Genomic DNA, 26,874 nt, shown 5'->3' on the forward strand with positions numbered 1-26,874 from the left:
TCTCTGCGATGGATCTGATCGCCGCTGAAAGGCGCCTGCGGGCGCCGGCCGAAAAGGACCACCGGGTGACACAGCAGCCCGGCTTCGTGCTGCACAGCTACCCCTACAAGGAAACCAGCCTGATCGTCGACGTCCTGTCGCGCGACCATGGCCGCATTGCGCTGGTGGCGAAAGGGGCCAAGCGCCCGCACTCGCAATTGCGCGGCGTGCTGCAAACCTTCCAGCCGCTGTCGCTTTCCTGGAGCGGCAAGGGCGAGGTACGCACCCTGACTGGCGCAGAGTGGGTCGGCGGCTTGCTGCCGCTGGAAAAAGGCGCGCTGCTGTGCGGCTTTTATCTCAATGAATTGCTGCTCAAGTTCCTCGCCCGCGACGATCCCCATCCCGCACTATTCCAGCACTACGTCGCCACCCTGAACCAGCTCGGCCATGGCGAGCCGGCGCCGATCGTGCTGCGCAAGTTCGAGCGCGCCCTGCTGAAGGAAACCGGCTTTTCCGGCGACTTTACGCGTTGCACTGGCACGGGCGAGGCGGTCTTGCCGGCGCAAAGCTATGTGGTTGATCCCGAACGCGGTCCACGGCCCGGCATGCCGGCCGATACCTGGCCGCTGGTGGCCGGCAAGACCCTGCTCGACATGGAAAAGGAAGACTATGCCGATGCGGTCACGCAAACGCAGAGCAAATTCCTGATGCGCCATTTGCTGTCGCACCATCTGGGCGGGAGCCAGCTGAACACGCGGCAGATCCTGATTGACCTGATGCAGTTATAAAACATAACCACTCCGAACCCCATGAGCTACCTCCAACCTGCCGGCCCGGCGATCGAACTGGGCGTCAATATCGACCACGTGGCGACGCTGCGCAATGCCCGCGGCACCGTCTATCCCGATCCGCTCCGGGCGGCCTTGCTCGCCGAGGAGGCCGGCGCCGATGCCATCACGCTGCACTTGCGCGAAGATCGGCGTCACATCCGGGATGCCGACGTGCGGGCGATCCGGCCGCAGCTCATCACGCGCATGAATCTCGAAGCGGCAGTGACGCCGGAGATGCTGGATTTCGCCTGCGAAATCCGGCCGCAGGACGTCTGCCTGGTGCCGGAACGCCGTGCCGAGGTGACTACCGAAGGTGGCCTGGATGTCGCTGGAAATTTCACCCAGGTCAAGGCAGCGGTGGCGCAATTGCAGGGCGTGGGTATCCGCGTGAGCCTCTTTATCGATGCCGATGCAGCGCAGATTCAGGCCGCCGCCGAAGCTGGTGCGCCAGTGATCGAATTGCATACCGGGCGTTATGCCGAAGCTGCTGCAGCGCAGGAGCAGCAAGTCGAGCTTGAGCGTATCCGCGCCGGCGTGCGGGCAGGCGTTGCGCGCGGCTTGAAGGTCAATGCCGGGCATGGCCTGCATTACACGAACGTGCAGGCCATTGCCGCCATTGCCGATATCGCCGAACTGAATATCGGCCACGCCATCGTGGCGCAGGCAGTATTCGACGGCTGGAAAAAGGCCGTCGCCGACATGAAGGCGATCATGCTGCAGGCCCGGTTGGGTGCGCTGCAATGATTTACGGCATCGGCACCGATATCATCCAGATCTCGCGCATCGAGGGTGCGCTGGCGCGCCATGGCGACCGTTTTGCTGAAAAGGTGCTGGGCCCGCAGGAGCTGGAAAAATACCGGCACCGAAAAGCCAAAGTGGCGGTACGTGGCTTGCGCTTTCTGGCGACGCGCTTCGCTGCCAAGGAAGCGTTTTCCAAAGCCATTGGGCTGGGGCTGCGCATGCCGATGACCTGGCGTGCGCTGCAAACCCTCAATGACCCCAGCGGCAAGCCCGTTGTGGTCGCCAGCGGGGCATTGCTTGAATTTATGGCGCAAAACAAGCTGAGCGCGCAGGTATCGATTACCGATGAAGCCGATTATGCGATTGCATTCGTTATAGTGGAGAAAAACTGATGACAAAAAAAACCATCGCCGGCGGTAATCCCGCAGCGGCACTGCCGCTTGGCCCGGTCATGCTCGATGTCGTTGGCACGACGCTGACCGCGGACGACATTCGCCGCATCCGCCATCCCCTGACCGGGGGCGTGATCCTGTTCGCCCGCAATTTCACCGGCCGCAAGCAGGTGACCGATCTGGCTGCGGCCATCCATGCCGAGCGTCCGGGCGTGCTGATTGCAGTCGACCACGAGGGTGGCCGGGTGCAGCGTTTCAAGACCGATGGCTTTACCAGGTTGCCGGCCATGCGCCGCCTGGGCGAATTGTGGGAACGCGACGTGCTGGCAGCGACCAAGGCTGCGACCGCGGTCGGCTTCGTGCTGGCGGCGGAATTGCGTGCCTGCGGCATCGACCTGTCGTTCACCCCGGTGCTGGACCTGGATTACGGCCAGTCCGGCGTGATCGGCGACCGCGCCTTCCATCATGACCCGCGCGTGGTGGCAATGCTGGCCAAGAGCCTGAACCATGGCCTGGCGCTGGCCGGCATGGCCAATTGCGGCAAGCATTTCCCCGGCCATGGTTTTGCCGAAGCCGATTCGCATGTGGCGGTGCCGGTGGATGAGCGCAGCTTCGAGGAAATCGTCGCGCAGGATGCCGCGCCCTATGGCTGGCTGGGCCTGAGCCTGGCGGGCGTCATGCCTGCCCACGTCATTTACCCGAAAGTGGACAAGCATCCGGCCGGCTTCTCGAAGAAGTGGCTGAAGCTGCTGAGGAAAGACATGGGTTTCCAGGGCGTGATCTTCAGTGATGACCTCAGCATGGAAGGCGCCAGCGTTGCCGGTGGCGTGGTCGACGGCGCGCATGCGGCGCTGGCCGCGGGCTGCGACATGGTCCTGATCTGCAATTCGCCTGACAAGGCAGATCAATTGCTGGCGGGACTGGATCTCGGGCATGGCAAGGATGCCGCGGCGTCGGCGGCGCGCATCGCTGCGCTGGTGCCGGCGGCCGCTGCAGCCGGCTGGGATGCGCTGCAAGGCGACGCCCGCTACAAGGACGCCAAAAAGCTGGCGCAGTCGCTGGTCTGAGGGCGGTCACGGGAATCGCCATGACAGACGCGGGCAGGAAGCATCATGGATGAGGCGCAGGTGCCGGGCGCTGCAACTGGCGCGGAGGCAGAAAGTTTGGTGGATGTGCGTGCGACGCTGCTGAAAGCCGTCGCCGCGCTGCCGAACCTGCCTGGCGTGTATCGTTACTTCGATGCCGATGGCAAGCTGCTGTACGTGGGCAAGGCGCGCGACCTGAAAAAGCGCGTATCCAGTTATTTTCAGAAAAATATCGCCAGCCCGCGCACGGCGCTCATGGTCGAGCGCATCGTGCGCCTGGAAACCACGGTTACGCGCAGCGAAGCCGAAGCGCTGCTGCTTGAAAACAACCTCATCAAGACGCAACAGCCGCGCTACAACATCTTGTTCCGCGACGACAAGTCCTATCCCTACCTGAAGCTCTCCGGCCACGAATACCCGCGCATGGCGTACTACCGCGGCGCGGTCGACAAGAAGAGCCAGTACTTCGGCCCCTTTCCGAGTGCCTGGGCGGTCAAGGAATCGATGCAGATCCTGCAGAAGGTATTCCTGCTGCGCACCTGCGAGGATAGCGTCTTTGCCAACCGCACGCGGCCGTGCCTCCTGCACCAGATCCATCGCTGCAGCGGGCCATGCGTCAACTACATCAGCCACGAAGCGTATGCCGCCGACGTCGAGCATGCTGCGCAGTTCTTGCGCGGGCGCCAGAACGAGGTGCTTGAAGCCTTGCAGGACAAGATGCACGGCTATGCGGCGCAATTGAAGTTCGAGCAGGCGGCAGTGGTGCGCAACCAGATCAGCGCGTTGTCGCGCGTGCTGCACCAGCAAAACATGGAAACCGGCGGCGACGCCGACATCGACATCATCGCCGTGGCGGTGCAGGGCGGACGCGCCTGCGTCAACCTGGCCATGGTGCGCGGCGGCCGGCACCTGGGCGACCGCGCCTATTTCCCTACCCAGGTCGACGGCGCGCTGGCTGCCGGCGAGGAAAGCGTCGAGGCCGAAGTGCTGAAAGCCTTCCTGGCGCAGCATTACATCGACGCCTTCATTCCCGGCATCCTGGTGGTCAATGTCGAGTTCGACCAGCCCGACCTCATGCTGGCGCTGATGGAACAATGCGGGCACCGCATCAGCGTGGTATTTCAGCCGCAGGAACAGCGCCGCCAGTGGCTGGAAATGGCGCAGAAAGGTGCCGAGCTGGCCCTGGCGCGGCTGCTTTCCGAGCAGGGCTCGCAGCAGGCGCGCACGCGCGCGCTGGCCGAAGGGCTCGGCATCGAGCGCGACGACCTGGAAAACCTGCGCGTAGAATGCTTCGATATCAGCCATACGCAAGGCGAGGCGACCCAGGCATCCTGCGTGGTGTTTCATCATCATGCCATGCAAAACGGCGAATATCGACGCTACAACATCAACGACATCACGCCCGGCGACGACTACGCCGCCATGCGCCAGGTGCTGATGCGCCGCTATGAAAAAGTCGCCAATGGCGACGGCGTCATGCCCGACATCGTTCTCATCGACGGCGGCAAGGGCCAGGTGGAGATGGCACGGCAAGTGTTTTCCGAGCTGGGGCTGGACATCAGCCTGCTGGTCGGTGTCGCCAAGGGGGAGGGGCGCAAGGTCGGCCTGGAAACCCTGATCTTTGCCGATGGCCGCGAGCCTCAGGCGCTGGGCAAGGAATCCGCGGCCTTGATGCTGGTGGCGCAAATCCGCGACGAAGCTCACCGCTTCGCCATCACCGGCATGCGCGCCAAGCGCGCCAAGGCCCGCCAGACCTCGCGCCTGGAAGAGATCGAGGGTATCGGCGCCAAGCGGCGCCAGAAGCTTCTGGCGCGTTTTGGCGGCTTGCGCGGGGTGGTCGACGCCAGCGTCGAGGAACTGGCATCGGTCGAGGGGATATCGCGCCAGCTGGCAGAAGACATCTACCGCCAATTGCATTGACCGTAAGCACGAAAATGCCATTACAATTCGGCTTATGCCTCTCAATTTTCCCATCCTGCTGACCTGGTTGCGCGTGGCGCTGATTCCGCTGGTGGTCGGCGTGTTTTATCTGCCCGACACCTGGCTATCCGATTTCGACAAGGGCGTGGCTTCCACCACAATTTTTATAGTCGCCGCCGTGACCGACTGGTTCGATGGCTTCCTGGCGCGGCGCTGGAACCAGACTTCGGCTTTTGGCGCTTTCCTCGATCCGGTCGCCGACAAGCTGATGGTGGCCGGCGCCTTGCTGGTGCTGGTGCAGTTCAATGAAGTCAACGCGGTGGTGGCCTTCATCATCATCGGTCGTGAAATCACCATTTCCGCATTGCGCGAGTGGATGGCGCAGATCGGCGCGTCCAAATCGGTGGCAGTCAGTTCGATCGGCAAGATCAAGACGGCTGCGCAAATGATTGCGATTCCGATGTTGTTGTTCAAGGGCGTGCTGTTTGGCGTGATCGATACGTATTTCTGGGGCTCGGCCCTGCTGTACGTCGCCGCCGTCCTCACTGTCTGGTCGATGTTTTATTACTTGCGCAAGGCCTGGCCGTTGATCAAGGAACGCGCCTGAACTTCATTTTTTGCAGTGGCCGGTGCTTGACAACTTTCTCCAATGCTCTATAATTCATCCCTGTCGTCGCAATGCAACGGCAGCGAAATGCGGGAGTAGCTCAGTTGGTAGAGCGCAACCTTGCCAAGGTTGAGGTCGAGAGTTCGAGACTCTTCTCCCGCTCCAGAATTCGGAGGGAAGCTAACCACGCTTCCCTTTTTTATTCAGGTGAAGCTGTCGGATTTGTGATGGTCATGTTGTGGTGGTAACGATGCGGGAGTAGCTCAGTTGGTAGAGCGCAACCTTGCCAAGGTTGAGGTCGAGAGTTCGAGACTCTTCTCCCGCTCCATCTTTTCGCGCGCAGCAGGTTTTAGAATTCGCGGTTACAATACGCACCCATGGCGGGGTAGCAAAGTGGTTATGCAGCGGCCTGCAAAGCCGTGTACGCCGGTTCGATCCCGACCCCCGCCTCCATACAATCTAGTCTCAGCCTGTTCAGGTTGAGTTCAATGCAGAGGCATGCCAGCGCTAGTGCGGTATGCCACATCCCTGGAAATAGCAAGATGCCTGCCGGCGATACTTTGCCTGCATCGTTTCAGTCTTCACCTTCCATTTTTATTCTTTTGCAGTGTTTGCTTATCTGGCCTGACCGCTCTGCCAGATATTCTTCAAGCCATTGGCAATCGTTGCGTGTCAGTACGTCCGTTAGCAATTTAGAACGAACTATCCGTCATGCGGTCATATGTGAGCTTGGACGGGCAATATACAACTTTGCAAACTAGTTTAACCGGGGAAAAGCCATGCAATCCATTTCAGAAATAATGACACAAGACGTGACGGTCGTTGCGCCGACTGACAATCTGCAGCAAGCTGCGCAGTTGATGAGAGAGCGGGACATAGGCGCATTGCCGGTATGTGATGGCACACGCCTGGTCGGGATGATTACCGATCGTGATATCACCATTCGGGCGGTCGCTGACGGCAAATCGCCTGGCGATGTACAGGTTTCGGAAGTCATGAGTGACCAGGTATTCTGGTGCTATGAAGATCAGTCGGTTGAGGAAGTGCTGCAGGAGATGGGCAATGAGCAAATCCGACGCATTCCAGTGGTGAGCCGGGACAAGCGGCTGGTTGGCGTGGTATCGCTTGGGGATATGGCAGTTCGGGAAGCTGCAGACATGAATGAAACGCTGGAAGAGATTTCCCAGCCATCCGTATCCAGGCGGCCGGGCACGGAAGCAGGGCGACCACATTAGTCTTTGCGCCAATCACAACTGTGACGCGTTGATGACCCGCCCGAATAGGGCGGATGCCTGCTGTGGCGCACTCTATCGACAACATGACGGGTGTGTTTGACGCAGCTGTCCATTCACCGCCTGCTTTCCCGTCCTGGTGTTCTGTAATGTCCAGGTTGGGAAAAGGGTAAGATGGTCCAGCAGGATTGTGCTAGAATATGCGAAATAGAAAAGCGCCACAGGCGCTTTTTTTCTTGCCTGCCTTGGCAGCGCCCGAGTGGTGAAATTGGTAGACACAGCGGACTTAAAATCCGCCGCTTACCCGAGAGGGGGCGTACCGGTTCGATTCCGGTCTCGGGCACCATCCAGCTTATTCATTCCCGCATTACCTCAATCCCCGAGCATCTAAGTGCAGCTTGCACTGGCGCCTTGGTGTTTACTGCGCCGGACTAAGCAGCGGAAATAATTGCCGCAGTCCGGAAGCGGTCATTTCGATCGCCATGGCAGCCAATACAAAGCCACCGACGCGCTCCACCACATCCAGCGTCGATTGCCGGATCTGCTTTTGCGTATTGCTGGCAACCCAGAAACTGATCCAGCATGACAGGCCAACCAGCAGGATGGGCAGCACCACATGGACCAGGTCGGCCGCGGTTTGCCAGACGTTGTTGCCCATGACGTAGCTGAAGGCTGCAGGGCCTGCCAGGAGCGGGACAGCCAGCGGCACAATCGATGTGCCGCGCCTTCCTCTGCCATCCGTCTCCGGCGACGAACCCTTGAAGCTGGTTTCCTTGCCGAGGACCATGGCGATGGCCAGCAACAGGACGATGATGCCGCCACCGACCTGCATCGCCCCCAGCGACACGCCCAGAAACCCCAGCAGCGGCATGCCCAGGAAGGTCGCTACCAGCAGGGCGACCGTCACACTGATGCCGATGGTCCTGGCAAAACGTGACTTCGCCTTGGCATCGAGTCCCTGCGCTGCCGCGAGAAAAATCGGGATCATGGTGACAGGCCCCACCAGTGCAAACAGTGTGACGGCTTTCTTGATCGTGAGTGCGGCGATGGTGAGCATCAGGTGAGGGCAAAATCGTTTAATGTGGATTTTTATTATAAACGCGTGCGCAAAAACGTTCCGGTCTCAGCGGGCGAGCGTTTGCAGCATCTGTGCAAAGGCTTCCTGGGTGACAGGTTTGCTCCGGTAATACCCCTGTATTTCATCGCAATTGCTGTCGCGCAGGAAGGCGTATTCCTCCGGCGTCTCCACGCCTTCCGCCAGCACGTTCAGGTTGAGCGTGTGTCCCAGTGAAATGATGGCCTTGACGATGCCGGCATTGTCCTGGTCCAGGGGGACGCCTCGCACAAAGGATTGATCGATCTTGAGGGTATTGACCGGAAAGCGTTTGAGATAGCTGAGGCTGGAATAGCCAGTGCCGAAATCGTCGATCGAAATCTTGATTCCCAGGGCTTTCAACTCGGCGAGCATGGCAAAGGATTTGTCCACTTCGCGCATCACCACATTCTCGGTGATTTCCAATTCAAGATATTGCGGCGCCAGGCCAGTCTCCGCCAGCACCTGGGTAACCAGTTCGACGACGTTGCCGCGCTCCATTTGCAGCGGGGAGAGATTGACCGATACCGGAATCGCCGCGTGGCCGGCCTTTTGCCATGCGCAGACCTGGGCACAAGCCGTGCGCAAGACCCATTCGCCGATGGGAATGATCAGTCCGCTTTCTTCGGCTACCGGAATGAATTGTGCCGGCGAGATCATTTGTCCGTCCGGGCGCTGCCAGCGGATCAGCGCTTCCGCCCCGACGATCTGGCCAGTGCCGAGATTGACTTTCGGCTGGTAATGCAGCGTGAATTCTTCATTTGCCAGTGCCCGGCGCAGGCTGGTCATCATCTCCAGGTGGCCGCTCATGACGGAATTCATTTCAGCCGAAAAAAACTGGAAATTGTTGCGGCCCATTTGCTTGGCGCGGAACATGGCTGCATCGGCCTGCTTCAGCAGGATATCCGCATCCTGGCTATCGTCCGGACACAGGCTGATGCCCATGCTGCAAGTGATCTGCAGTTCGGCGCCATTGACGAACCAGGGCGTCGCCACCGCTGCCAGGATGCGCTGCATGGTGTGCGCGACCGAATCTTCGCCTGTCTGATTGGTCAACACGAGCACAAATTCATCGCCGCCAAGGCGCGCCACCGTATCGCTGTCGCGCACGCAGGACTTGAGGCGGCTCGCCACCGTTTTCAGCAACCGGTCGCCGACCTGGTGGCCGAGGCTGTCATTGACGTACTTGAACTGGTCAAGGTCGAAAAAAACCACCGCCAATGCGCTGCCATGGCGGTGCGCCTGCAGTACTGCCTGCTCCAGGCGATCATACAGCAGGGTGCGGTTGGGCAAGCCCGTCAGTGCGTCGTGGGTCGCCTGGAAATGCATTTGCGCTTCATGCAGTTTGCGCTCGGTGATTTCTTCGACCGTACCTTCATAAAACAGGATTTCGCCGGCGTCGCCACGTACAGCACGGGCGTTTTCCGAAATCCAGATGATGCCGCCGTCGCGCCGGTAGGCGTGCGATTCGAAATTAAGCACCAGGCCATTTTGTTCCATGCAGCGCAGGAATTCGGCGCGGCGCCCAGGATCGACGTAAACCTGGGTTTCAATATTGCGCAGTTCCGCCATCAGTTGCTGCGGCGATTCGTAACCGTAGATGCGCGCCAGGGCGGGGTTGACGTCGATATAGCCATTGTCTGGCGTGGACTGGAATATGCCCTCAACTGCATTCTCGAAAATGCTGCGGTAGCGGCGCTCGGCTTCGCGCACTGCCTGGTCGGCCCGCTTGCGGTCATTGATATCCTGGACCACGCCCTCCAGCACTATCGTGCCGCTGTCAGGGGCGATGAGGGCAGCGCCGCGCTCGCCGACCCAGCGCACTTCGCCATCAGCCTTGATGATGCGATATTCGACCGCGAAGCGTTTGTGGTTTTCCAGCGCTTCCAGGACGACATTGCGAACGTGCTGCCTGTCCTCGGGATGGGTCAGTTCTTCATACGATATCCGGCTGTTGAGCATCAGGTCTGCCGGCCGGTATCCCGTCAATTCCAGGCAACCCTGGCTGACGTACTCCATGGTCCAGTGCGCATCGATGCGGCAGCGGTAGATCATGCCTTCCATGTTCGCCAGCAGCGTGTCGAGCAAATGGATGCGAGGCCGCTGCTCGATGTCCTCGGAGGGCGGGAATGGCGATGATGTCGGCATGCGTGTTGCCTTCCCTGTGGGCGCGGCGTTTTCTGCCAAAGCGGCCAATGCACCGGATTGGGTACGTGAAGATAAATACTTGTCCTGAAGCAATATCAATGCCAAGCCATTGATTGTGACTTGCCAGAACGATCGTGCTATTTTAATGCATTGTTTAACGTAGTTGCGCTGAGGAAATAAGTATGTCGCAAATTCAGTGGTATTTCGAGGATTTTCAGGAGGGCCAAAACATTGAGTTGGGCGAGGTCGCCATCAGCGAAGCGGAAATCCTCGAGTTTGCCCGGCGCTTCGATCCGCAGCCTTTCCATATCGATCGCGAAGCTGCGACGCGCGCATACGGTGGCCTGATCGCCAGTGGCTTTCATACCGGCAGCCTGGTAATGCGGTTGGTGGCCGAGGGGCTGCTGAATAAATCCTCGAATACGCCGTCGCCGGGGATGGACGAAGTGCGCTGGCTTAAGCCGGTGCGGGGTGGCGACACCCTCAGCGTGCGCTGCGCGATCCTCGCCACCCGCGCTTCTGCCAGCAAGCCTGATCGCGGCGTGGTCAACATGCGGTGGGAGGCGCGCAACCAGCATGGCGAACTGGTCATGAGCGCAAAGGTCGTTTGCCTGTTCGGGGTGCGCGGTGCGACGACCTGACGCCGCGCCGGGCAGGATCCCTCTGGCGGCTGTCAGCGTTTTTCGTACTGGCCCGCACCGAATAGCAAGTTGCGCGCCTTGTCGTCGGTACGCGGTTTGCGCAGATCCGCCAGAACGGCAACCCCGCGCTGCACCGCCGGTCGCGCGGCAATCTCATCGAACCAGCGCTTGGCATGCGGGTAGTCGGCCCAGTCGATGCCCTGGTTTTTCCAGGAGCGCAGCCATGGGAATGTGGCGATGTCGGCAATCGTATATTCCTCGCCAGCCAGGTAAGGCGACGCCGCCAGGCGCTTGTCGATGACGCCGTACAGGCGCCTGGCTTCATTGGTGTAGCGGTTGATGGCGTATTCGATCTTTTCTGGTGCGTAAATGCGGAAATGGTGCGCCTGGCCCAGCATCGGGCCGACGCCGCCCATCTGGAACATCAGCCATTGCAGGGTGGTGAATTTCTCGCGGTCGGTCTTGCCGAGGAATTTACCGGTTTTGCTGGCCAGGTAGACCAGGATGGCCCCCGACTCGAAAAGCGACATGGGCTTGCCATCCGGGCCTTGCTGGTCGACGATGGCGGGAATCTTGTTGTTGGGTGAGATGGCAAGGAATTCCGGCGTGAACTGGTCGCCGGCACCAATGTTGATGTGGTGGATGCGGTAGGGCAGGCCGCATTCTTCCAGCATGATATGGACCTTGTGGCCGTTGGGTGTGGCGGTCGAATAGACATCGATCATGAGAATCTCCGAAATTTGCAGGGGGTGTATTCACTGGATGGGGCGACACTTGTTGCCGGGATGTCGCGATAAGGTGACTTATTCCACGTGAAATATTATTACATTTCGCTCAAGCAGGACTTTGTGACATAGAATTGCCTCCTATAAATACAGGAGGAATGCCTATGCCAAGGCCGGAAAAAATCCGACTGGGCGAATTGCTGGTGCAGCAAAAGCTGATTTCGGAAGAGCAGCTGACGTTTTCATTGGGCGAGCAAAAGCGCACCGGACGCAAGCTGGGGCGCGTCTTCATTGAAAACGGCTTTGTCACGGAAGAGCAAATCTCCGGCGCGCTGGCCAAACAGCTGAATATCCCCTATGTCAACCTGAAGTTTTTCAATGTCCGCCCGGACCTGGTGCGCATGTTGCCGGAAACCCAGGCGCGCCGCTTTCGCGCGCTCGTGCTGGAGGAAAAGGCGGGTGCACTGATCGTCGGCATGGCCGATCCCACCGACCTGTTCGCCTATGATGAAATTTCGCGCATCGTCAAGCGCGCCATCTCGCTGGCGGTGGTCAATGAGAGCGAATTGCTGGCGACGGTGGACCGGCTCTATCGCCGTACCGAGGACATCACCGATTTCGCCCGCGAACTCGAGGAAGACCTTGGCGATGCGGTAATCGATTTCGGTGGCCTGGGCGGCGCGGCCGGGCTGGAGGAAGCGCCGGTTGTCAAATTGCTGCAATCGATCTTCGACGATGCCACCCAGGTGCGCGCTTCCGATATCCATATCGAGCCGCAGGAAAAACGCCTGCAGATCCGCTTCCGCATCGATGGCGTCTTGCATCTGCAGACGGAATCCGATATCAAGATCGCGCCCGCGCTGGCGTTGCGCCTGAAACTGATGTCGGAGCTGGATATTTCGGAAAAGCGCCTGCCGCAGGATGGTCGTTTTGCCGTCAAGGTGCGCCAGCAGCAGATCGACGTGCGTATCTCGACCATGCCGACGCAATATGGCGAATCGGTGGTGATGCGTCTGCTGAACCAGGGCAGCCGCACGCTGCGCCTGGACGCCATCGGCATGCCATCGGCAATGGTTACCAGGTTGCGCGCCATCGTTGCGCGCCCGAATGGCCTGGTTCTGGTTACCGGTCCTACCGGCAGCGGCAAGACCACGACCCTGTATGGCGCCCTGGCCGAACTCAATACCACCGAGCGCAAGCTGATTACCGTCGAAGACCCGGTCGAATACCGCCTGCCGGGGATCAACCAGGTGCAGGTCAATGACAAGATTGAGCTGACCTTTGCCCGCGTCTTGCGCGCCGCGCTGCGGCAGGATCCGGACGTGGTGCTGGTGGGCGAGATGCGCGACCAGGAAACCGCCCAGATCGGCTTGCGCGCCGCGCTGACCGGCCACCTGGTGCTTTCCACGCTGCACACCAATGATGCCGTCAGCACGCCAATTCGCCTGATGGACATGGGCGTGCCGCGCTACATGGTCGCCACCTCGCTGCAGTGCGTGCTGGCGCAGCGGCTGGTACGGGTGATTTGCGAGAGTTGCGCCGAGCCCTATGCGCCCACCCCGACCGAGCACGAATGGCTCAAGTCCGAACTGCACGACAAGGTTGCCGAGCACAAGTTTGTCCATGGCCGCGGCTGTCCGCATTGTAACGGTACCGGCTATCGGGGCCGTACCGGCGTATATGAATTGCTGGAAATGACGGAGGCAGTGGCGGACGCTGCCAACAGCAGTGATCCGGCTGAATTCATGAAGGTTGCCGAAGCCCAGATGGCGGGCAATACCTTGCGGCGGCATGGCGTGCAACTGGCGGTTGCCGGCAGGACGACCATTGCTGAGGCGATGCGCATCAGTAACCAGTTCGATGACTGATACGGGGAGCTGACGTGCCGTTTTTTGCCTATAAAGCCCGCAATGCTCGCGGCGAACTGTTGCAGGGTGTACTGGAGAGCGCTGACAGCGGTGCCGTGGCTGAGCAGCTGTTCGGCACGGGTGCTACTCCCGTCTCGATAGTTGAGACCAGAAAGCCCGTCAGTACCGGCACAGACGAGGAGGGTGGTTGGTGGAAGCAGCTGTTCGAGGAAAAGGTGCGCTCGATCGATGTGCAGCTGTTCAGCCGCCAAATGTACACACTGCTGAAGGCGGGGGTGCCGATCATGCGCGGCCTTGCAGGCCTGCAGGAGTCGGCAATCAATAAATCTTTTGCGCGGGTGTTGAAGGATGTGCGCGAATCACTGGACGCCGGTCGCGAATTGTCGGCGTCGCTGCGCCGCCATCCTGAAGTGTTTTCCACCTTTTATATCAACATGGTGCGGGTGGGCGAGACCACCGGGCGGCTCGATGAAATTTTCCTGCGCCTGTTCGATCATCTCGAGTTCGAGCGCGACATGCGCCAGCGCGTCAAGACTGCCCTGCGCTATCCGAGTTTCGTGATGATTGCCATGATCGCGGCGGTCGGCGTCATCAACTACTTTGTCATTCCGGCCTTTGCCGGCGTCTATGCCAGCTTCAAGGCGGAGCTGCCGTGGATGACCAGGCTTCTGATTGGCACATCGAACTTCACGGTTCAGTACTGGTGGCTGATATTGCTGGGCATGGCTGGAGCGGTGGCGGCGTTTATTGGATGGGTCAGAACGGTCAGGGGGCGCTACCTTTGGGATCGTGCCAAGTTGCGCATGCCCATCTTCGGCAAGATCGTGCTGAAGGCGACGCTGGCACGTTTTGCCCGCAGCTTCGCGCTTGCCAGCAAGAGTGGGGTGCCGATCGTGCAAGGCATGAATGTTGTGGCGCAGACCGTTGACAATGCTTTCATTGGCGCGCGTATCGAGCAGATGCGCGACGGCGTCGAGCGCGGTGAAAGCATCCTGCGTACCGCCGTCACTGCCGGCGTATTCACGCCAGTAGTGCTGCAGATGGTGGCCGTGGGCGAGGAATCTGGTTCTCTCGACGACCTGATGAATGAAATCGCCGGCATGTATGAGCGCGAAGTCGATTATGAATTGAAGACGTTGTCTTCACAGATCGAGCCGATCCTGATTGCCGGGCTTGGTGTCCTGGTGCTGATCCTGGCCCTGGGTGTGTTCTTGCCGATCTGGGATCTGGGCCAGGCGGCAATGTCGAAGAAATGATGAAGGTGCAACAGGCCGGCGACCAGCGGGGATTTTCGCGCCTGGAATTAATGGTAGTCGTGCTGGTGTTCGGCATACTCGCTGCGGTACTGCTGGAACGGTTGCGCTTTTATCAGGAAATGGCGGAAAAGGCACGCATGGAATACACCGTCAGCCGCATCAAAAGTGGGTTGCGCCTGCGCATGGCCGGCTTGCTGGTGGCTGGCCGCGCGCAAGAATATTCTACGCTGGCGAAGCAAAACCCTATCGAATGGCTAGATGACAAGCAGGAAAACTACGCTGGTGAATTTGCGAGTGAGAAAGGGCAGCACGCCCTTCCTGGCACATGGAATTTTGATCGTACCGACCGCATGCTGGTCTACTCAGTCCAGCACGGCGCACATTTTCAGCCAGATAGTACCGGGCGAAAACAGGTTCGACTAAAAGTCATAACTATTCGTAATACGGATGGCGGTGTACCAAACGTTGTTGCAAATGAACCTTCGGATAGCGTGGCCGTGGAGTTTGTAGAGGCTTATCGATGGTTTTCGCAGGATTAATCCACCGAAGTAAAAATATTTCCGTGTAGTAATATGTGGTAGAAATCGCTGAAATTTGCGAAAAAATTTAAATGTTGCCTCAGGAAATTCTTTATTTGAAGTAAGATTATCGGTAGCAGTGGTTCGGAAAAATAATTAGTTAAGAAAGTTAATAATGCGGAAAGTTCAGACAGGTTTTACGCTGATCGAACTGGTAATCGTTATTACGATTATCGGGATTTTGGGTGCTTTTGCTCTGCCTAAATTTGCTGCATTGCAAGCTGATGCCCGGCTGGCGAAAATGAATGGCGCAATGGGGTCTGTCAAGGCAGCCGCCGCCATGGCGCACGCCACGCTGATTACACGTGGTTTTGACGCCAGTTTTACCGGAACGCCAAGTCCGGCGATTGTTGTCGAAGGTACGACGGTCGTATTTGCCAATGGCTATCCGGATGCGGCCTCGATCGTGCCTCTTGCCGGTCTGAGCAGCGATTTTGTAACGACTGGCCTGACCGCGCCGCGGGTCGCCGCTGCCGACAGTAGCCACACCGGGGGCGCCAGCGATTGCACGATTTCGTACACAGCTGCCGCTGCCGCGAATACTCAACCGACATTTACTATCAACGCAACATTGGCGAACTGCACGTAACATGATTTAAAGAATGTTTTGTCGCCGCTCTGCTATATTCAAGTTGTCAGCAAATTGATTTAAATAAACAATGCAACTCACTACTATAACGAAGGAAGAGATCATGTATTCCCTTAAAAAACAGCAATCTGGTTTTACCTTGATCGAACTGGTCATGGTGATCGTCATCTTGGGTATTTTGGCAGCAACGGCATTGCCGAAGTTTGTCGATCTATCAGGCAATGCTCTGACGGCATCCAAGGCAGGCATGAGCGGCGGCGTGAAGTCGGCGCATTCGATCCTGGTCGCGCAAAAGGCGGCAACAGGTACGCCGGCTACTCTCGATGTAACTGCACTTGCTGCGGCAATCACGCCTCCAGGTACGGCAGCCGCCACTGGCGTACAAGTGAAAATCAATGGCACCACTTATACGGTTCCAACCTACACTGATGCAGGTTGTACTGCCGCCACCGCTGCCGTGGGTAACACAGTCCTGTGCGTAGGCGATATTCCCTGATTGCTGTACTCGGTAACAGTATTAGAGCCGGCCGATGCCGGGTGAAATACTGCACTGTTTAAGTGTATAGCAGAATGGCGGGCGGGGCGGAGAATAACGTCCCCTCCCGCCTTTTTATTTCCGGCTTCCAGTGCACTGCAAGACTATTGGTGAATCGAGAACGCGATGAAAACATCCGGCTTTACGCTGGTCGAATTGATCGGCGTTATGGTCATTATCGGGATATTGTCTGCCGTTGCGGCGCCGCGGTTTTTTGACCTCCGTACCTTCGACGCGCGCGGCTTTTACGATCAGACTCTGGCCATGCTCCGCTATGGTCAGAAGGTGGCGGTTGCCCAGCGTACCAATGTTTTTGTGAACGTGACCGGCAGCGGCATTTGCCTGACCTATGCTGCAGATGTGAACTGCAACACTGCGGGTGTTACCTATGTTGTCAATCCCGCCGATAAAACAAAGTTTTACAAGGTGCCACCGAGCGGCGTAACGCTCGCAAGCACGGTATCGTCATTTTCTTTTACCGGATTGGGCAGCCCGACCCAGGCCGCGACAGTCACCGTAAGCCATGGCGGGACAACACGCACAATCACGATAGAAGCGGCAACCGGCTATGTCTACTAGCGCGCCAGGAAAATGCATGCCCAGGCAATCCGGCATTTCGCTGGTCGAACTGGTCATGTTCATCGTGATCGTCAGTATCGGCATCGTCGGGATTTTGTCAGTAATGAATGTGACAACCAGGTCCAGCGCCGACCCGATGCTGCGCAAACAGGCGCAGGCGATTGCAGAATCAATGCTGGATGAAGTCGTGCTCAAGGAGTTTGCCAATCCGACAAATCCGGGGGCGTTCACCGGTGCGGCAACACAGGCAAACCGTGCACTGTTTGACGACGTCAGTGATTATCATGGCTTTGATCTTACCGGCATTCGCACGATTGATGGTGCGGTCATTAACGGTCTCGAGAACTATCGGGTGAGGGTTAATGTTGCCAGCGACGGCGGTTTGGGCGACGGGGCAATCTTTGTGCCGGCAGCGGATGCCAAGTTGATTACGGTCACGGTAACCGGTCCGGCAGCGACCTCCATCACACTGAACACTTATCGCACAAATTATGCGCCCTGAGTTTTGCACCAATGCGCCTGTTGGACGCCCGCAGGGTTTTACCCTGATCGAGGCGGTGATGGTGATCGCCATCACCGGCGCAATCGCCGCGATGGTCGCCGTGTTTATCCGCGCTCCGGTCCAGGGCTATTTCGAGGCATCGCAGCGCGCAGCCCTGACGGATGTCGCGGATACCACCGTGCGCCGCATGGCGCGGGACCTGCATCTGGCGCTGCCGAACAGTGTGCGCATCAGCGGCGACACTTTGCCCGGCAATACGCTGGCGCTCGAATTCCTTTCCACCCGCGAGGGGGGGCGCTATCGCGCCGAACCGTCCTCTCTTGGCGCCGGGAATATTCTGGATTTCACCCAAAACGATACCAGTTTCGATATATTGGGGCCGGCAATCACCTTCGCAGCCGGCGACCAGATCGTTGTCTACAATCTGGGCATTGCAGGTGCGGATGCCTACGCTGGCAATAACCGACGCGCATACGGTGGCGCGACGGGTGCGCAAAGTACCGTACAAATGACTGCCCCGGCGGCGCCTTTTCCATTTGATTCCCCGGGACATCGCTTTCAGGTCGTCGATACCCCGGTATCTTATGTCTGCGATTTGGGTGCAGGCACCCTGCGGCGCTATTCGGCCTATGCCATCAGCCCAGCGCAGGTTAATCCCCCGGCAGGTGCGGGCGTGGTCAATGCCCTGCTGGCGCAGAATGTGAGTGCCTGTGCTTTCGATTACTCGCCGGGCGCCACCCAGCGCAGCGGCCTGGTGTCAATTCAATTGGCTCAGACCGTCAATGGCGAGACGGTCAGCCTTTATCAGGGAGTGCATGTCAATAATGTACCCTGATCATTTTCCTGCCCCAGTACTGAAGCCTGCGCGTCTCGTTGCGCAGCGCGGGTTTGCACTGGCATCGGCAATTTTTTTGGTGGTGGTGCTCGCCGCTCTTGGCGCGTTCATGGTGCAATTCTCCGGTGTGCAGCACGCCACTTCTGCTCAGGACATCCAGGGTGTACGAGCTTATCACGCGGCGCGCGCCGGGATAGAGTGGGCAGCCTACCGGATCCTGAAAAGCCCTGGCGCTGGCTTCGAGGCGAACTGCCAGGCTGCGGGCGGGACAACTCAAGCGCTCGCGGCAATGCCGGGGACCCTGTCGGGATTTGGCGTGACCGTCAGCTGTACGGCGACATCGCATTCGGAAGGAGCAGACACCATACGGATTTATCGGATCATTTCCACCGCCTCGTTGACAGGAAGCGCGCCGGGTCAGTCGAATTACGTCGAACGCCAGTTACAACTTAATATCGAAAGATGAATGTGGGAGGCGACATGAACAGATTTGCGCGATGGTTAGTATTGTGCCTGCTCTTGTGGACATGTGGCGCCCAAGCCGCGACCTATGCCTACCGCAACGATGTCTTCAGCTACGACACGCCCTCGGCCAGCGCCGGCGTCGTGGCATGGCATACTTCCGGCGCAGCGCCGGGTTGCACCACCTATCCCAGTGGCGACGATGACTTTGCTGACATCGTTTTTGCCAGCGCAACTACGCCCGCCAACGATTTCACATTTACCTTTGCAGGCGCGGTGCAGTCAGGCGTGCGGGTCTATTCCAACGGCATGCTTGCGTTCGGCAACGATACCTCCGGTTTCTGGCGTACCTACACGAATACAACGCTGCCGATCACGGCGCAGGCCGCTGCTTTTACCGGTTGTACTCGCGGCGTTCCCAGTAACCTCATCATTCCGTACTGGAATGACATCGTGGCCGGCACTGCAAATTCCACCTCCGGCGCATCGGTTCGCTATGAGCTGCTGGGCGCGGCGCCGAACCGGCGGTTTGTCATTTCCTGGGTCAACGTGAAGCTTTATGCGCAAACCGAACGTTACAATTTTCAGGTGATCCTGTATGAAAGCCCGGCTGGCGGACTGAACAGCAATTTCAAGTTCCAGTACACCAACGGCAGCTCCGACGGTTCGGACGCGACGGTCGGAGTGCAGGTCAGCACGACCGATTCCACTCTCTATTCCTTCAACCAGATTTTTATCGATCCGGTTGCAGGTTCAGCTATCCTCTGGTATCCGGCCAACCAGTTGGCGGGCAAGGGGGCGGAATACCGCTTCGACGAGGGAGCATGGAACGGCACTGCAGGGGAAATCAAGGACAGCTCCGGCAACGGGCAGGATGCCGTGCGTGTTGGCGCAGCGGCCAGCAGCGCGAATGGCAAAATTTGCCGGGGCGGCAGTTTTACAAGTAATAATTCCGCCACGACCATCGATGCGGTCGCGACGCCTATTACGCCGGCCAATGTTGGCTCCATTGATTTCTGGTTCAATTCCAATGCCAAATGGAATACCACGGACGCAATGCTCATTGATGCCACGGCAAGTGCTGCCCGGCCGTTTTTTTTGATGAAAAGTTCGGCCGGCGCATTGAAATTTTCCGTCACCGACAGTGCCGGAACGGTCATGACAGTCACTTCAGCCAACCAGTCGTTCAATGCCAGTACCTGGCATCATGTCGGCGTAAGCTGGAATCTGCGAGCCGGCACCAACCAGACCCTGCTGCAGATTTTCCTTGACGGCGTTCTGGTAAAAACCTTGCGCACCACTTCCACCGGGGCCATTGCGGCGCTAACCACGATTGACCTGGGCGACAACGCGACATCGGGCGTGACCCCGTCGGGCGGTACTATCCGGGGTGCCAACGGGTTGTTTGATGAAGTCAATATCTATGGGACTGAAATCAATGCCAGCCAGGCAACCGCCGACATGAACGACACGCGCCCGAGTTGCGCGGCTTTCGATCATTTTCATATTTCGCATGGTGGCGCGCTGGTCAATTGCGGCAATGCGGTTGCCAATATCACGATCGAAGCCCACGACACCAATCACGCGGCCTATACACTGTCTGGCGCCACGATTAATCTGTCCACCAGCACCAATCACGGCACCTGGTCTACCGTCACTGGTGGCTCAATCAACCCGGTTGTCAATTTGGGAAATGGTGCGGGCACGTACACATTCAGTGGCGAATCCAGCGTGATACTCGGCTTGCAAAACAATTTTTCCGAAAGCACCAATATCAATGTAACGGCAGGTGTATTTACCGAACGCTCTGGTACAGCATCGACTTGCGTGGCGCAGGATTATACGTATGGCTCCGTATGCGATGCAAACATCAGCTTCGACAGTGCGGGGTTCCGCTTTGTCGACAGTAGCGGCAACAATATCGCCAATCAGCGTGCCGGCATTGCTTCCGGCACGTATTACCTGCAGGCGGTCAAATCCAGCTGCACGACGCCGGGGCCCTGCACAGGTGTTTGCTCTGCCGTTTTTCCACCGGGTACGTCGGTGAATGTGGACCTGGCGTTCGAGTGCAACAATCCTGGCAGTTGCCAGCCAGGGCAGGCGGTGACATTTGCACCGGGTGCCGGCGCTGGCACTGCCAGCACCATAGCAGCCAACGGCAACGGCGCGCTCGGCATCTCCTCCGGCAGCTATACGACACGGGCGCTTACTTTCAATTCTGTCGCGCCGAACCCGACCCCGGCAGTGCCTTTTTTCCTGAATTATCCGGATGTCGGCCAGATTACGCTGGCTGCGCGTTCCACGGGCAGCGGCACGACCTTGTTCAGCAAGTCGGCGCCGTTTGTCGTCGCGCCGCATCGTTTCGGTTTCAGTAGTATCACCAGCGGACCGATCAAGGCAGGCACTACCTTTAGTGCGACCCTGAGCGCAATTAACGGCGCACCGATACCGGGAGTAAGCCCGAATTTTGGTAAGGAAACCGTGCCTGAAAACGTCACGCTGACGCATGTCAAGTGCCTGCCAACGGGTGCCGGTACGTCGTCAGGCAATTTTACGGGTACAGTTGGTCCGTTCAACAACGGCGCGATGTTGCTTAGTAATCTTAACTGGAGTGAGGTCGGCAATATTGACCTGGTGGCCAACCTGGCAAGCGGCAGTTATCTCGGTTCCGGCCTCACCGCCACAGGCAATACAGGCGCCTCAGGAACCACATGCAGCGGTGTTGGCGGTGCCGGCACGGTCGGCCGCTTCATACCCGATCATTTTGATACGGTGGTCACGTTGCCAGGTTGTGGCACGTTCACTTATTCAGGCCAGCCTTTCGCCGTGGCGATAACGGCAAAAAATGGTCTCGCGACACCTACTACCACCGTCAACTATGACGGCACGGCCTTGACTTCGCCGAATTTTGCCCGGGCGGTGACCTTGTCGGACAGCAGCGGCGCGGCCGGCAATTTGACCAATGCTGCGGTGGCAGCAGCTGCATTCAGCGCTGGTGTTGCTACGCTGCCGACACCTGCGGCGGCGCCCTATACCCACCAGCCGCCGATATTCACCTTTACCTCGGCACAGACGCCGCCTGCGGGCATCACGATTCGGGCGACCGAGACCTTTAACAATGGCACGACTGGTGACGGCGTGACGTCCTTGAGAGTGGCGCCTGCGGTATCTGTGGAGGGGAATACGCCAATCCGCAGTGGCCGGATCAGGGTGGCCAATGCCCATGGATCCGAATTGCTTGAATTGCCCCTGTCACTGACAGTGCAATACTGGAATGCCGGTGGGTTCGTCGCCAATACGGCCGATACCTGCACGGTGATCCTGCCGGCCAACTTCGGGTTTGTCTTCCCCGGCGGGGCCGCCAACAAGCTTAATCCGGCCTGCAAGACGGCAGTGAGCGCGGTGACCGGAAGCGCGCCTTCCTTTACTGCCAAGCTGGCCCGACCGGGCAGCGGCAATGGCGGTTGGGCAGATTTGACCTTGAATCTCGGCGCAACGACGACTGGTGTGCAATGCACGGCAATCGGCGCTGCAGGACCGGGCGCCGCAAGCGCAAGCTTGCCTTGGCTGCAATACAACTGGAAGGGGGCCGGGGCAGCAGATCCGGCTGCAAGAGTTACTTTTGGCGTTTACAAAAGCGGGCCGGTGATCTACATGAGGGAAATGTATTGATTCGCGGATTTTGAAAACAAGTGTGAAATCCGGAGAATCTTTCTGTTGCAGATCGCCGATTCTGCGTTAAAAGCCATTGACATCAACGGCTTATTAACTTAATTTCAAGCAACTTCTAATTTTATTGGCGGCATGGGTTTTTTCTCGAAAATTAAAAAAAATACGGGTTCCTTGGTCATCGGTTTCCTCGATGAGGGAATCTGTGCCGCGTCGATCAAACGTTCCGCAACAGCCTTGCCTGTCGTGGAAATGCTTGCTTTTTATCCGATGGAAACGCCGCCGTCCGTAGCGCAGCTGGAAAAAATCGGCAAGGATTTACATGCCGAGGACTACGTTTGCGCCACATTGTTGAACACGCGAGAATATCAGTTGCTGACTGTCGAGGCGCCAAACGTGCCTCCGGACGAATTGAAAACAGCGATGCGCTGGCGCTTGAAGGACATGCTTGATTTTCACATCGATGATGCGACCATCGATGTCATGGATATTCCGGGTGACAGCAATACGCCGGGACGCAACCGTTCAATGTATGCAGTCGCCGCGCGCAACCAGATTGTCGAGCAGCGCCAGGTGTTGTTTGCGGGTGCCAAAATCCCTTTGAGTATCATCGACATCCCGGAGATGGCGCAGCGGAATATTGCCCAGCTACTTGAAACCGAAGGACGTGGTATCGCATTCCTGTCGTTCGGTGCGCATGGTGGTCTGTTGACAGTAACGTTCGCTGGCGAGTTGTATTTGTCGCGTCATATTGATGTGAGTGTGTCGCAACTGGAGCAGGCCGACGAATCGCAAAAAAACGATTGGCTCGACAGGGTTACGCTGGAATTGCAGCGTTCACTTGACCACTTTGATCGCCAGTTTCATTTTATTACCGTTTCAAGGCTGGTGCTGGGCCCGATGGGGCAGGCAGGCGCCAGTTTGCAACAGTATCTCGCTTCCAATCTTTATCTTCCCGTGGAGCAGATGGCGTTGGACGCTGTACTCGACATTTCCAGGACGCCTGAATTGGAAAAGCCCGAATCGCAGCAGCGTTATTTCTTTACACTGGGGGCCGCATTGCGCCTCGAGGAGAAGGCGCTGTGAGCCAGCAAATCAATCTGTTTAATCCGATCTTCCGGCAGCAAAAAAAATATTTTTCCGCCGTGACGATGGCCCAGGCAATCGGCTTGATCCTTCTTGGCGCAGCCCTGCTGACTGCCTATGCGGGTTATCGCTCCTCCAGGCTCAGTGCCGAGGCGGCCGCTGCCAGCATGCAGCTGAAGGCAGCCCAGGATCAACTTGTCCAGGCTGATGCGGCATTTCCTCCGCGGCAGAAAAGCAAGGTGCTGGAAGAGCAAATCAAAAAAATGGAATCCGAAATGGCTTCGCTGCAAAAGGTCGATAACCTGTTGCAGGCGGGCGAGTTCGGTAACACTAATGGGCATGCCGAATACTTGCGTGCCTTTGCCCGGCAGATCATTGAGGGCGTGTGGCTGACCGGTTTCAGCATTCATGGGGCTGGCGCCGAAATTGGCTTGCAGGGAAGGGCGTTGCGTCCAGAATTGGTTCCCGCCTACATCAACCGGTTAAAGCATGAACCCGTATTGCAAGGAAAATCTTTTTCAGCTCTGCAAATCCAGGTGCCGCAGATGGAGCTAACGGCTAATTCGGCCAATACGGCCAATACGGCAGGAGCACAGAGACGGTCCATGGCAGCCCCGTATGTGGAATTCAGCTTGCAATCGTCGGATTCGTCTGCGCAGCCGGCAAACGTCGGTGGAGGGACGGTGCAATGATGCCGCAATTGCAAAAATTGGCCCAAAAAATCAATGCATTGAGTTTGCGAGAGCGCGTAATTGTGTTTGTTACGATCGCGGTCGCGCTGTTATTTTTGGTAAACCGTTTTCTGCTTGAGCCCCAATTCCTCCGTCAACAGCAGTTGGCTGAGCAACTCAGTCAGGATCAGGCAAGGATGAAGGAAATCCAGTCGAGCATTCAGCAAAAGATCAAGGCGCGCGAAGTTGATCCGGATGCTACTGACCGGGTACGTCTGCAGGCGCTGCAACACCGATTCGCGCAAATGCAAAGCAGCTTGTTGGATCTGCAAAAAGGATTGGTGTCGCCGGAACGGATGTCGTCGCTGCTGGAGGATATCCTGAAGCGCAATGGCAAGCTGCGGCTGATCGCGTTGAAGACATTGCCGGTTACTACCGTTGCAGACAGCACAGCGTCGCAATCTGAAGTAAAAAATGCTTCCGCAACCGCGCTGTCACCCGTGGCTGCCAGCAAAACTGCGCCGACTGCAGCTGACGCAATCTTCAAGCATGGTGTGGAAATTACCGTGCAAGGCAGTTACCCGGACATGTTGCGCTACATGTCCGATCTGGAATCGATGCCTTGGCAACTGTTTTGGGGCAAGGCAAAATTGCAGGTGGACGAGTATCCACAGGCAACCTTGACCTTGACCTTGTTTACCCTGAGTCTGGATCGAAAATGGTTGAATCTGTGAACAAGGCTGGCAAGTCAAGGCTGTTGTTCTGCATTGTGATGATGCTGATAAACGCTTCCCCGGTCATGGCTACGGATAATCTGCCGGATCCCACACGTCCTCCTGCCGCATTTGCCGCAGGGGAGGCCGGGTCGGTTGTTGCCAGCGGTCCGGTATTGCAATCGGTTTTGATCGCTTCCGGTCGCCGTGTTGCCGTGATCAGTGGTCAGACGGTACAGGTGGGCGACAAAATTGGTGATTTGCGTGTAGCGAAAATTGACGAAGGCAAGGTAGTGCTTGGTAACGGCAAGGATGTGCAGACGTTAAAGCTATTTCCAGGGATCGAAAAGCGACTGAATGCCGCCGGGGCAACGGGTAAGACTCCTGGCAAGCGGGAATGAATCAGCGAGAGTGTATGAATAAAATAATATCAATCATCGTGGTGGCAAGCCTGGCCGGCTGTAGTTCTGTAGCATCCAGGCGTGACACCTATGACGCTATCAATGCGGAAATCGCCAAGGCTGCAACAGAGAGCAAGGCTCGACCAGCCGACAAGGATGCTGTTTCCGCAGCACTGCTGCCCCCGCTGAACATTGAAATCCCCAAGCCGAAGCAACCGCTGGAAGAGCGCTTTAGCCTGGCCTTCAATGCTGTGCCGGCGCAGCAGTTTTTCATGGCCATCGTCACTGGCACACGCTACAGCATGCTGGTTCATCCCGAGGTCAGCGGCGTCATTTCGGCCAATTTGAAGGATGTGACGGTATTGGAAGCGCTGGATGCGATCCGCGAACAGTATGGCTATGATTACAAAGTAGAAGGCACGCGTATCTACGTCAAGTCACTGGGCATGCAAACCCGCGTATTCAAGGTCAATTACCTGACAGGCAACCGCAAGGGGACGTCGGAAATCCGCGTGTCGTCGGGTTCGGTCAGCGATCTCTCCTCAACCGGCGCGTCGACGGCAGGGGCTGCTACCACGACGACTTCACCGGGCACCAGCGCACGTGCGCTCGAAAGCAGCAAGATCAGCACCAGTTCCAACAATGATTTCTGGGGCGACCTCAAGAGTTCGCTGGACGCCATTGTTGGCAGCGGCAAGGAGGGTCGTAGTGTGGTTGTCAGCCCGCAGTCAGGCGTAGTAGTAGTGCGGGCCGGCTGGAACGAATTGCGCGATGTCGCCGAGTACCTGAAAGCGACGCAGCTGTCCGTTGGCCGCCAGGTCATCCTTGAAGCCAAGATCCTCGAAGTGCAACTGAGCGACGGTTATCAGACTGGCGTAAATTGGGCAGCATTCAGGGCGGGTAACCACAGCAACCGGGCTTCCTTTGGGGTCTTGACGCCGGGGACCGCGTTGCAACCAAATGGTCCCTTGATCGGATCGCAGATTGCCACCAACAGCGCCGGCCAGGACCTGATTGCAGCCGCCAACCCGGCCGCGATCGCGGGCGGGTTGTTTGGGCTGGCATTCCAGACCAGTAACTTTGCTGCTTTACTTTCTTTCCTTGAGACCCAAGGCTCGGTGCATGTGCTGTCGAGTCCCCGCATCGCTACGTTGAACAACCAGAAGGCCGTGCTAAAGGTGGGGCGTGACGAGTTTTTCGTTACCAATGTCAGCACCACTACGACGACTGGCACGTCCACCACCACCAGCCCGAGTGTCACGGTGCAGCCATTCTTTTCTGGCGTTGCGCTGGATGTGACCCCGCAGATCGACGAAGACGGCAACATCATCCTGCATATCCATCCTTCAGTAAGCGAAGTGACGACGGTGGACAAGCCGATCAATCTGGGCAGTGCCGGGACGTTCAGCCTGCCGCTGGCCTCCAGTGCCGTATCAGAGACCGACAGCATCGTACGCGGACGGGATGGACAGATCGTCGCCATTGGTGGACTGATGCGCCAGGCTGCGGCCTCGGACCGCTCGCAAATGCCTGGTGTGGGCAGCGTGCCGGTGCTGGGCAACTTGTTTGGCAATACCAATCGCAGCACGCAAAAGCGCGAGCTGGTGATTTTGCTTAAGCCAACTGTGGTGGATGGCAATCAGGCATGGACCCAGGATTTGACGGAGAGCCAGCGTCGTATCCAGGCGCTGGAACCGCCCCCGCCGCTGGAGCAGCGCAATCCGCTGCAGTAATGCG

26 protein-coding genes and 4 tRNA genes are annotated in these 26,874 nt (G+C 58.0%); 27 read left to right on the top strand and 3 right to left on the bottom strand.

Features of this window, described 5'->3' with window-relative positions:
- Positions 1–8 precede the first annotated feature (8 nt).
- From recO to EKL02_RS08770, 11 genes are all read left to right on the top strand, one after another.
- Positions 9–767: a DNA repair protein RecO gene (gene recO, locus EKL02_RS08720; protein ID WP_128901684.1), complete on the top strand. Its 759-nt coding sequence runs from the start codon at positions 9–11 to the stop codon at positions 765–767.
- 21 nt (positions 768–788) lie between these two features.
- Positions 789–1,553, top strand: a complete 765-nt coding sequence (gene pdxJ, locus EKL02_RS08725; protein WP_128901685.1) for a pyridoxine 5'-phosphate synthase — start codon at positions 789–791, stop codon at positions 1,551–1,553.
- Complete coding sequence (gene acpS / locus EKL02_RS08730; RefSeq protein ID WP_128901686.1) at positions 1,550–1,942, top strand: holo-ACP synthase; 393 nt, start codon at positions 1,550–1,552, stop codon at positions 1,940–1,942. Before pdxJ ends, acpS begins: the two co-directional genes overlap by 4 nt.
- Positions 1,942–3,009 (top strand): beta-N-acetylhexosaminidase, encoded by a 1,068-nt coding sequence (gene nagZ, locus EKL02_RS08735; RefSeq protein ID WP_164931990.1) that lies wholly within the window; start codon positions 1,942–1,944, stop codon positions 3,007–3,009. Before acpS ends, nagZ begins: the two co-directional genes overlap by 1 nt.
- A gap of 45 nt (positions 3,010–3,054) precedes the next feature.
- The gene (gene uvrC / locus EKL02_RS08740) at positions 3,055–4,947 is read left to right on the top strand and encodes an excinuclease ABC subunit UvrC (protein ID WP_128901687.1); all 1,893 of its coding nucleotides are present in this window, start codon (positions 3,055–3,057) and stop codon (positions 4,945–4,947) included.
- 34 nt (positions 4,948–4,981) lie between these two features.
- Positions 4,982–5,554 (top strand): CDP-diacylglycerol--glycerol-3-phosphate 3-phosphatidyltransferase, encoded by a 573-nt coding sequence (pgsA, locus tag EKL02_RS08745; protein WP_128901688.1) that lies wholly within the window; start codon positions 4,982–4,984, stop codon positions 5,552–5,554.
- 89 nt (positions 5,555–5,643) lie between these two features.
- Positions 5,644–5,719: transfer RNA gene (locus EKL02_RS08750), tRNA-Gly, on the top strand.
- A gap of 87 nt (positions 5,720–5,806) precedes the next feature.
- Positions 5,807–5,882: transfer RNA gene (locus EKL02_RS08755), tRNA-Gly, on the top strand.
- Between the two features lie 51 nt (positions 5,883–5,933).
- Positions 5,934–6,007: transfer RNA gene (locus EKL02_RS08760), tRNA-Cys, on the top strand.
- Positions 6,008–6,333: 326 nt separating this feature from the next.
- Complete coding sequence (locus tag EKL02_RS08765; protein WP_128901689.1) at positions 6,334–6,789, top strand: CBS domain-containing protein; 456 nt, start codon at positions 6,334–6,336, stop codon at positions 6,787–6,789.
- Positions 6,790–7,039: 250 nt separating this feature from the next.
- Positions 7,040–7,132: transfer RNA gene (locus tag EKL02_RS08770), tRNA-Leu, on the top strand.
- A 72-nt stretch (positions 7,133–7,204) separates the two neighbouring features.
- Here the strand turns inward: EKL02_RS08770 and EKL02_RS08775 are convergent.
- A complete protein-coding gene (locus EKL02_RS08775) occupies positions 7,205–7,843 on the bottom strand; it encodes a MarC family protein (RefSeq protein WP_128901690.1) in 639 nt (212 codons plus the stop codon).
- 66 nt (positions 7,844–7,909) lie between these two features.
- Entirely contained in the window at positions 7,910–10,027 is a 2,118-nt protein-coding gene (locus tag EKL02_RS08780) for a bifunctional diguanylate cyclase/phosphodiesterase (protein WP_128901691.1), read from the bottom strand.
- 182 nt (positions 10,028–10,209) lie between these two features.
- Here EKL02_RS08780 and EKL02_RS08785 point away from each other — a divergent pair, with 182 nt between their 5' ends.
- Positions 10,210–10,668, top strand: coding sequence for a MaoC family dehydratase (locus tag EKL02_RS08785; protein WP_128901692.1), 459 nt, complete (start codon positions 10,210–10,212; stop codon positions 10,666–10,668).
- Positions 10,669–10,700: 32 nt separating this feature from the next.
- On the opposite strand, the gene EKL02_RS08790 is transcribed toward EKL02_RS08785, so the two are convergent.
- Positions 10,701–11,393 carry a glutathione binding-like protein gene (locus tag EKL02_RS08790; RefSeq protein ID WP_128901693.1) on the bottom strand — a complete coding sequence of 231 codons (693 nt, stop codon included), beginning with the start codon at positions 11,391–11,393 and terminating at the stop codon, positions 10,701–10,703.
- Positions 11,394–11,557: 164 nt separating this feature from the next.
- Between EKL02_RS08790 and EKL02_RS08795 the strand changes: the two genes are divergently transcribed.
- From EKL02_RS08795 to mshL, 15 genes are all read left to right on the top strand, one after another.
- Positions 11,558–13,261, top strand: a complete 1,704-nt coding sequence (locus tag EKL02_RS08795) for a GspE/PulE family protein (RefSeq protein WP_128901694.1) — start codon at positions 11,558–11,560, stop codon at positions 13,259–13,261.
- 14 nt (positions 13,262–13,275) lie between these two features.
- Positions 13,276–14,517 carry a type II secretion system F family protein gene (locus EKL02_RS08800; protein ID WP_128901695.1) on the top strand — a complete coding sequence of 414 codons (1,242 nt, stop codon included), beginning with the start codon at positions 13,276–13,278 and terminating at the stop codon, positions 14,515–14,517.
- On the top strand, positions 14,514–15,056 hold the full coding sequence (locus EKL02_RS08805) for a type II secretion system protein (protein WP_128901696.1): 543 nt from the start codon (positions 14,514–14,516) through the stop codon (positions 15,054–15,056). The genes EKL02_RS08800 and EKL02_RS08805 overlap by 4 nt, the downstream gene beginning before the upstream one ends.
- Positions 15,057–15,210: 154 nt before the next feature.
- Positions 15,211–15,684, top strand: a complete 474-nt coding sequence (locus tag EKL02_RS18655; RefSeq protein WP_128901697.1) for a type II secretion system protein — start codon at positions 15,211–15,213, stop codon at positions 15,682–15,684.
- 103 nt (positions 15,685–15,787) lie between these two features.
- Positions 15,788–16,180: a prepilin-type N-terminal cleavage/methylation domain-containing protein gene (locus EKL02_RS18660; RefSeq protein ID WP_128901698.1), complete on the top strand. Its 393-nt coding sequence runs from the start codon at positions 15,788–15,790 to the stop codon at positions 16,178–16,180.
- Positions 16,181–16,345: 165 nt separating this feature from the next.
- Positions 16,346–16,798, top strand: coding sequence for a GspH/FimT family pseudopilin (locus EKL02_RS08820; protein ID WP_128901699.1), 453 nt, complete (start codon positions 16,346–16,348; stop codon positions 16,796–16,798).
- Positions 16,799–16,814: 16 nt separating this feature from the next.
- Complete coding sequence (locus EKL02_RS08825) at positions 16,815–17,300, top strand: pilus assembly protein MshD (protein WP_128901700.1); 486 nt, start codon at positions 16,815–16,817, stop codon at positions 17,298–17,300.
- Positions 17,290–18,135, top strand: coding sequence for a prepilin-type N-terminal cleavage/methylation domain-containing protein (locus EKL02_RS08830; RefSeq protein ID WP_128901701.1), 846 nt, complete (start codon positions 17,290–17,292; stop codon positions 18,133–18,135). Before EKL02_RS08825 ends, EKL02_RS08830 begins: the two co-directional genes overlap by 11 nt.
- Positions 18,125–18,601: a hypothetical protein gene (locus EKL02_RS08835; protein WP_128903444.1), complete on the top strand. Its 477-nt coding sequence runs from the start codon at positions 18,125–18,127 to the stop codon at positions 18,599–18,601. Before EKL02_RS08830 ends, EKL02_RS08835 begins: the two co-directional genes overlap by 11 nt.
- 14 nt (positions 18,602–18,615) lie before the next feature.
- Complete coding sequence (locus tag EKL02_RS08840; protein WP_128901702.1) at positions 18,616–22,269, top strand: DUF6701 domain-containing protein; 3,654 nt, start codon at positions 18,616–18,618, stop codon at positions 22,267–22,269.
- 132 nt (positions 22,270–22,401) lie between these two features.
- Positions 22,402–23,352 (top strand): agglutinin biogenesis protein MshI, encoded by a 951-nt coding sequence (locus EKL02_RS08845; RefSeq protein WP_128901703.1) that lies wholly within the window; start codon positions 22,402–22,404, stop codon positions 23,350–23,352.
- A complete protein-coding gene (locus tag EKL02_RS08850) occupies positions 23,349–24,044 on the top strand; it encodes a PilN domain-containing protein (RefSeq protein ID WP_128901704.1) in 696 nt (231 codons plus the stop codon). The genes EKL02_RS08845 and EKL02_RS08850 overlap by 4 nt, the downstream gene beginning before the upstream one ends.
- Positions 24,041–24,757 (top strand): MSHA biogenesis protein MshJ, encoded by a 717-nt coding sequence (locus EKL02_RS08855; protein WP_128901705.1) that lies wholly within the window; start codon positions 24,041–24,043, stop codon positions 24,755–24,757. Before EKL02_RS08850 ends, EKL02_RS08855 begins: the two co-directional genes overlap by 4 nt.
- On the top strand, positions 24,742–25,137 hold the full coding sequence (locus EKL02_RS08860; RefSeq protein ID WP_206732474.1) for an MSHA biogenesis protein MshK: 396 nt from the start codon (positions 24,742–24,744) through the stop codon (positions 25,135–25,137). The genes EKL02_RS08855 and EKL02_RS08860 overlap by 16 nt, the downstream gene beginning before the upstream one ends.
- A gap of 14 nt (positions 25,138–25,151) precedes the next feature.
- Positions 25,152–26,870, top strand: coding sequence for a pilus (MSHA type) biogenesis protein MshL (gene mshL, locus EKL02_RS08865; protein ID WP_128901706.1), 1,719 nt, complete (start codon positions 25,152–25,154; stop codon positions 26,868–26,870).
- The last annotated feature ends 4 nt before the right edge of the window (positions 26,871–26,874 follow it).

Origin of the sequence: Janthinobacterium sp. 17J80-10, from assembly GCF_004114795.1 — a bacterium.
Taxonomy (GTDB): domain Bacteria; phylum Pseudomonadota; class Gammaproteobacteria; order Burkholderiales; family Burkholderiaceae_D; genus Paucimonas.

What these genes read in the sequence shown, in the direction of transcription:
- recO (WP_128901684.1), top strand. Translation starts at nt 9, where the DNA reads ATGGATCTGATCGCCGCTGAAAGGCGCCTGCGGGCGCCGGCCGAAAAG.
- pdxJ (WP_128901685.1), top strand. Translation starts at nt 789, where the DNA reads ATGAGCTACCTCCAACCTGCCGGCCCGGCGATCGAACTGGGCGTCAAT.
- acpS (WP_128901686.1), top strand. Translation starts at nt 1,550, where the DNA reads ATGATTTACGGCATCGGCACCGATATCATCCAGATCTCGCGCATCGAG.
- nagZ (WP_164931990.1), top strand. Translation starts at nt 1,942, where the DNA reads ATGACAAAAAAAACCATCGCCGGCGGTAATCCCGCAGCGGCACTGCCG.
- uvrC (WP_128901687.1), top strand. Translation starts at nt 3,055, where the DNA reads ATGGATGAGGCGCAGGTGCCGGGCGCTGCAACTGGCGCGGAGGCAGAA.
- pgsA (WP_128901688.1), top strand. Translation starts at nt 4,982, where the DNA reads ATGCCTCTCAATTTTCCCATCCTGCTGACCTGGTTGCGCGTGGCGCTG.
- EKL02_RS08765 (WP_128901689.1), top strand. Translation starts at nt 6,334, where the DNA reads ATGCAATCCATTTCAGAAATAATGACACAAGACGTGACGGTCGTTGCG.
- EKL02_RS08775 (WP_128901690.1), bottom strand. Translation starts at nt 7,843, where the DNA reads ATGCTCACCATCGCCGCACTCACGATCAAGAAAGCCGTCACACTGTTT.
- EKL02_RS08780 (WP_128901691.1), bottom strand. Translation starts at nt 10,027, where the DNA reads ATGCCGACATCATCGCCATTCCCGCCCTCCGAGGACATCGAGCAGCGG.
- EKL02_RS08785 (WP_128901692.1), top strand. Translation starts at nt 10,210, where the DNA reads ATGTCGCAAATTCAGTGGTATTTCGAGGATTTTCAGGAGGGCCAAAAC.
- EKL02_RS08790 (WP_128901693.1), bottom strand. Translation starts at nt 11,393, where the DNA reads ATGATCGATGTCTATTCGACCGCCACACCCAACGGCCACAAGGTCCAT.
- EKL02_RS08795 (WP_128901694.1), top strand. Translation starts at nt 11,558, where the DNA reads ATGCCAAGGCCGGAAAAAATCCGACTGGGCGAATTGCTGGTGCAGCAA.
- EKL02_RS08805 (WP_128901696.1), top strand. Translation starts at nt 14,514, where the DNA reads ATGATGAAGGTGCAACAGGCCGGCGACCAGCGGGGATTTTCGCGCCTG.
- EKL02_RS18655 (WP_128901697.1), top strand. Translation starts at nt 15,211, where the DNA reads ATGCGGAAAGTTCAGACAGGTTTTACGCTGATCGAACTGGTAATCGTT.
- EKL02_RS18660 (WP_128901698.1), top strand. Translation starts at nt 15,788, where the DNA reads ATGTATTCCCTTAAAAAACAGCAATCTGGTTTTACCTTGATCGAACTG.
- EKL02_RS08820 (WP_128901699.1), top strand. Translation starts at nt 16,346, where the DNA reads ATGAAAACATCCGGCTTTACGCTGGTCGAATTGATCGGCGTTATGGTC.
- EKL02_RS08825 (WP_128901700.1), top strand. Translation starts at nt 16,815, where the DNA reads ATGCCCAGGCAATCCGGCATTTCGCTGGTCGAACTGGTCATGTTCATC.
- EKL02_RS08830 (WP_128901701.1), top strand. Translation starts at nt 17,290, where the DNA reads ATGCGCCCTGAGTTTTGCACCAATGCGCCTGTTGGACGCCCGCAGGGT.
- EKL02_RS08835 (WP_128903444.1), top strand. Translation starts at nt 18,125, where the DNA reads ATGTACCCTGATCATTTTCCTGCCCCAGTACTGAAGCCTGCGCGTCTC.
- EKL02_RS08840 (WP_128901702.1), top strand. Translation starts at nt 18,616, where the DNA reads ATGAACAGATTTGCGCGATGGTTAGTATTGTGCCTGCTCTTGTGGACA.
- EKL02_RS08845 (WP_128901703.1), top strand. Translation starts at nt 22,402, where the DNA reads ATGGGTTTTTTCTCGAAAATTAAAAAAAATACGGGTTCCTTGGTCATC.
- EKL02_RS08855 (WP_128901705.1), top strand. Translation starts at nt 24,041, where the DNA reads ATGATGCCGCAATTGCAAAAATTGGCCCAAAAAATCAATGCATTGAGT.
- EKL02_RS08860 (WP_206732474.1), top strand. Translation starts at nt 24,742, where the DNA reads ATGGTTGAATCTGTGAACAAGGCTGGCAAGTCAAGGCTGTTGTTCTGC.
- mshL (WP_128901706.1), top strand. Translation starts at nt 25,152, where the DNA reads ATGAATAAAATAATATCAATCATCGTGGTGGCAAGCCTGGCCGGCTGT.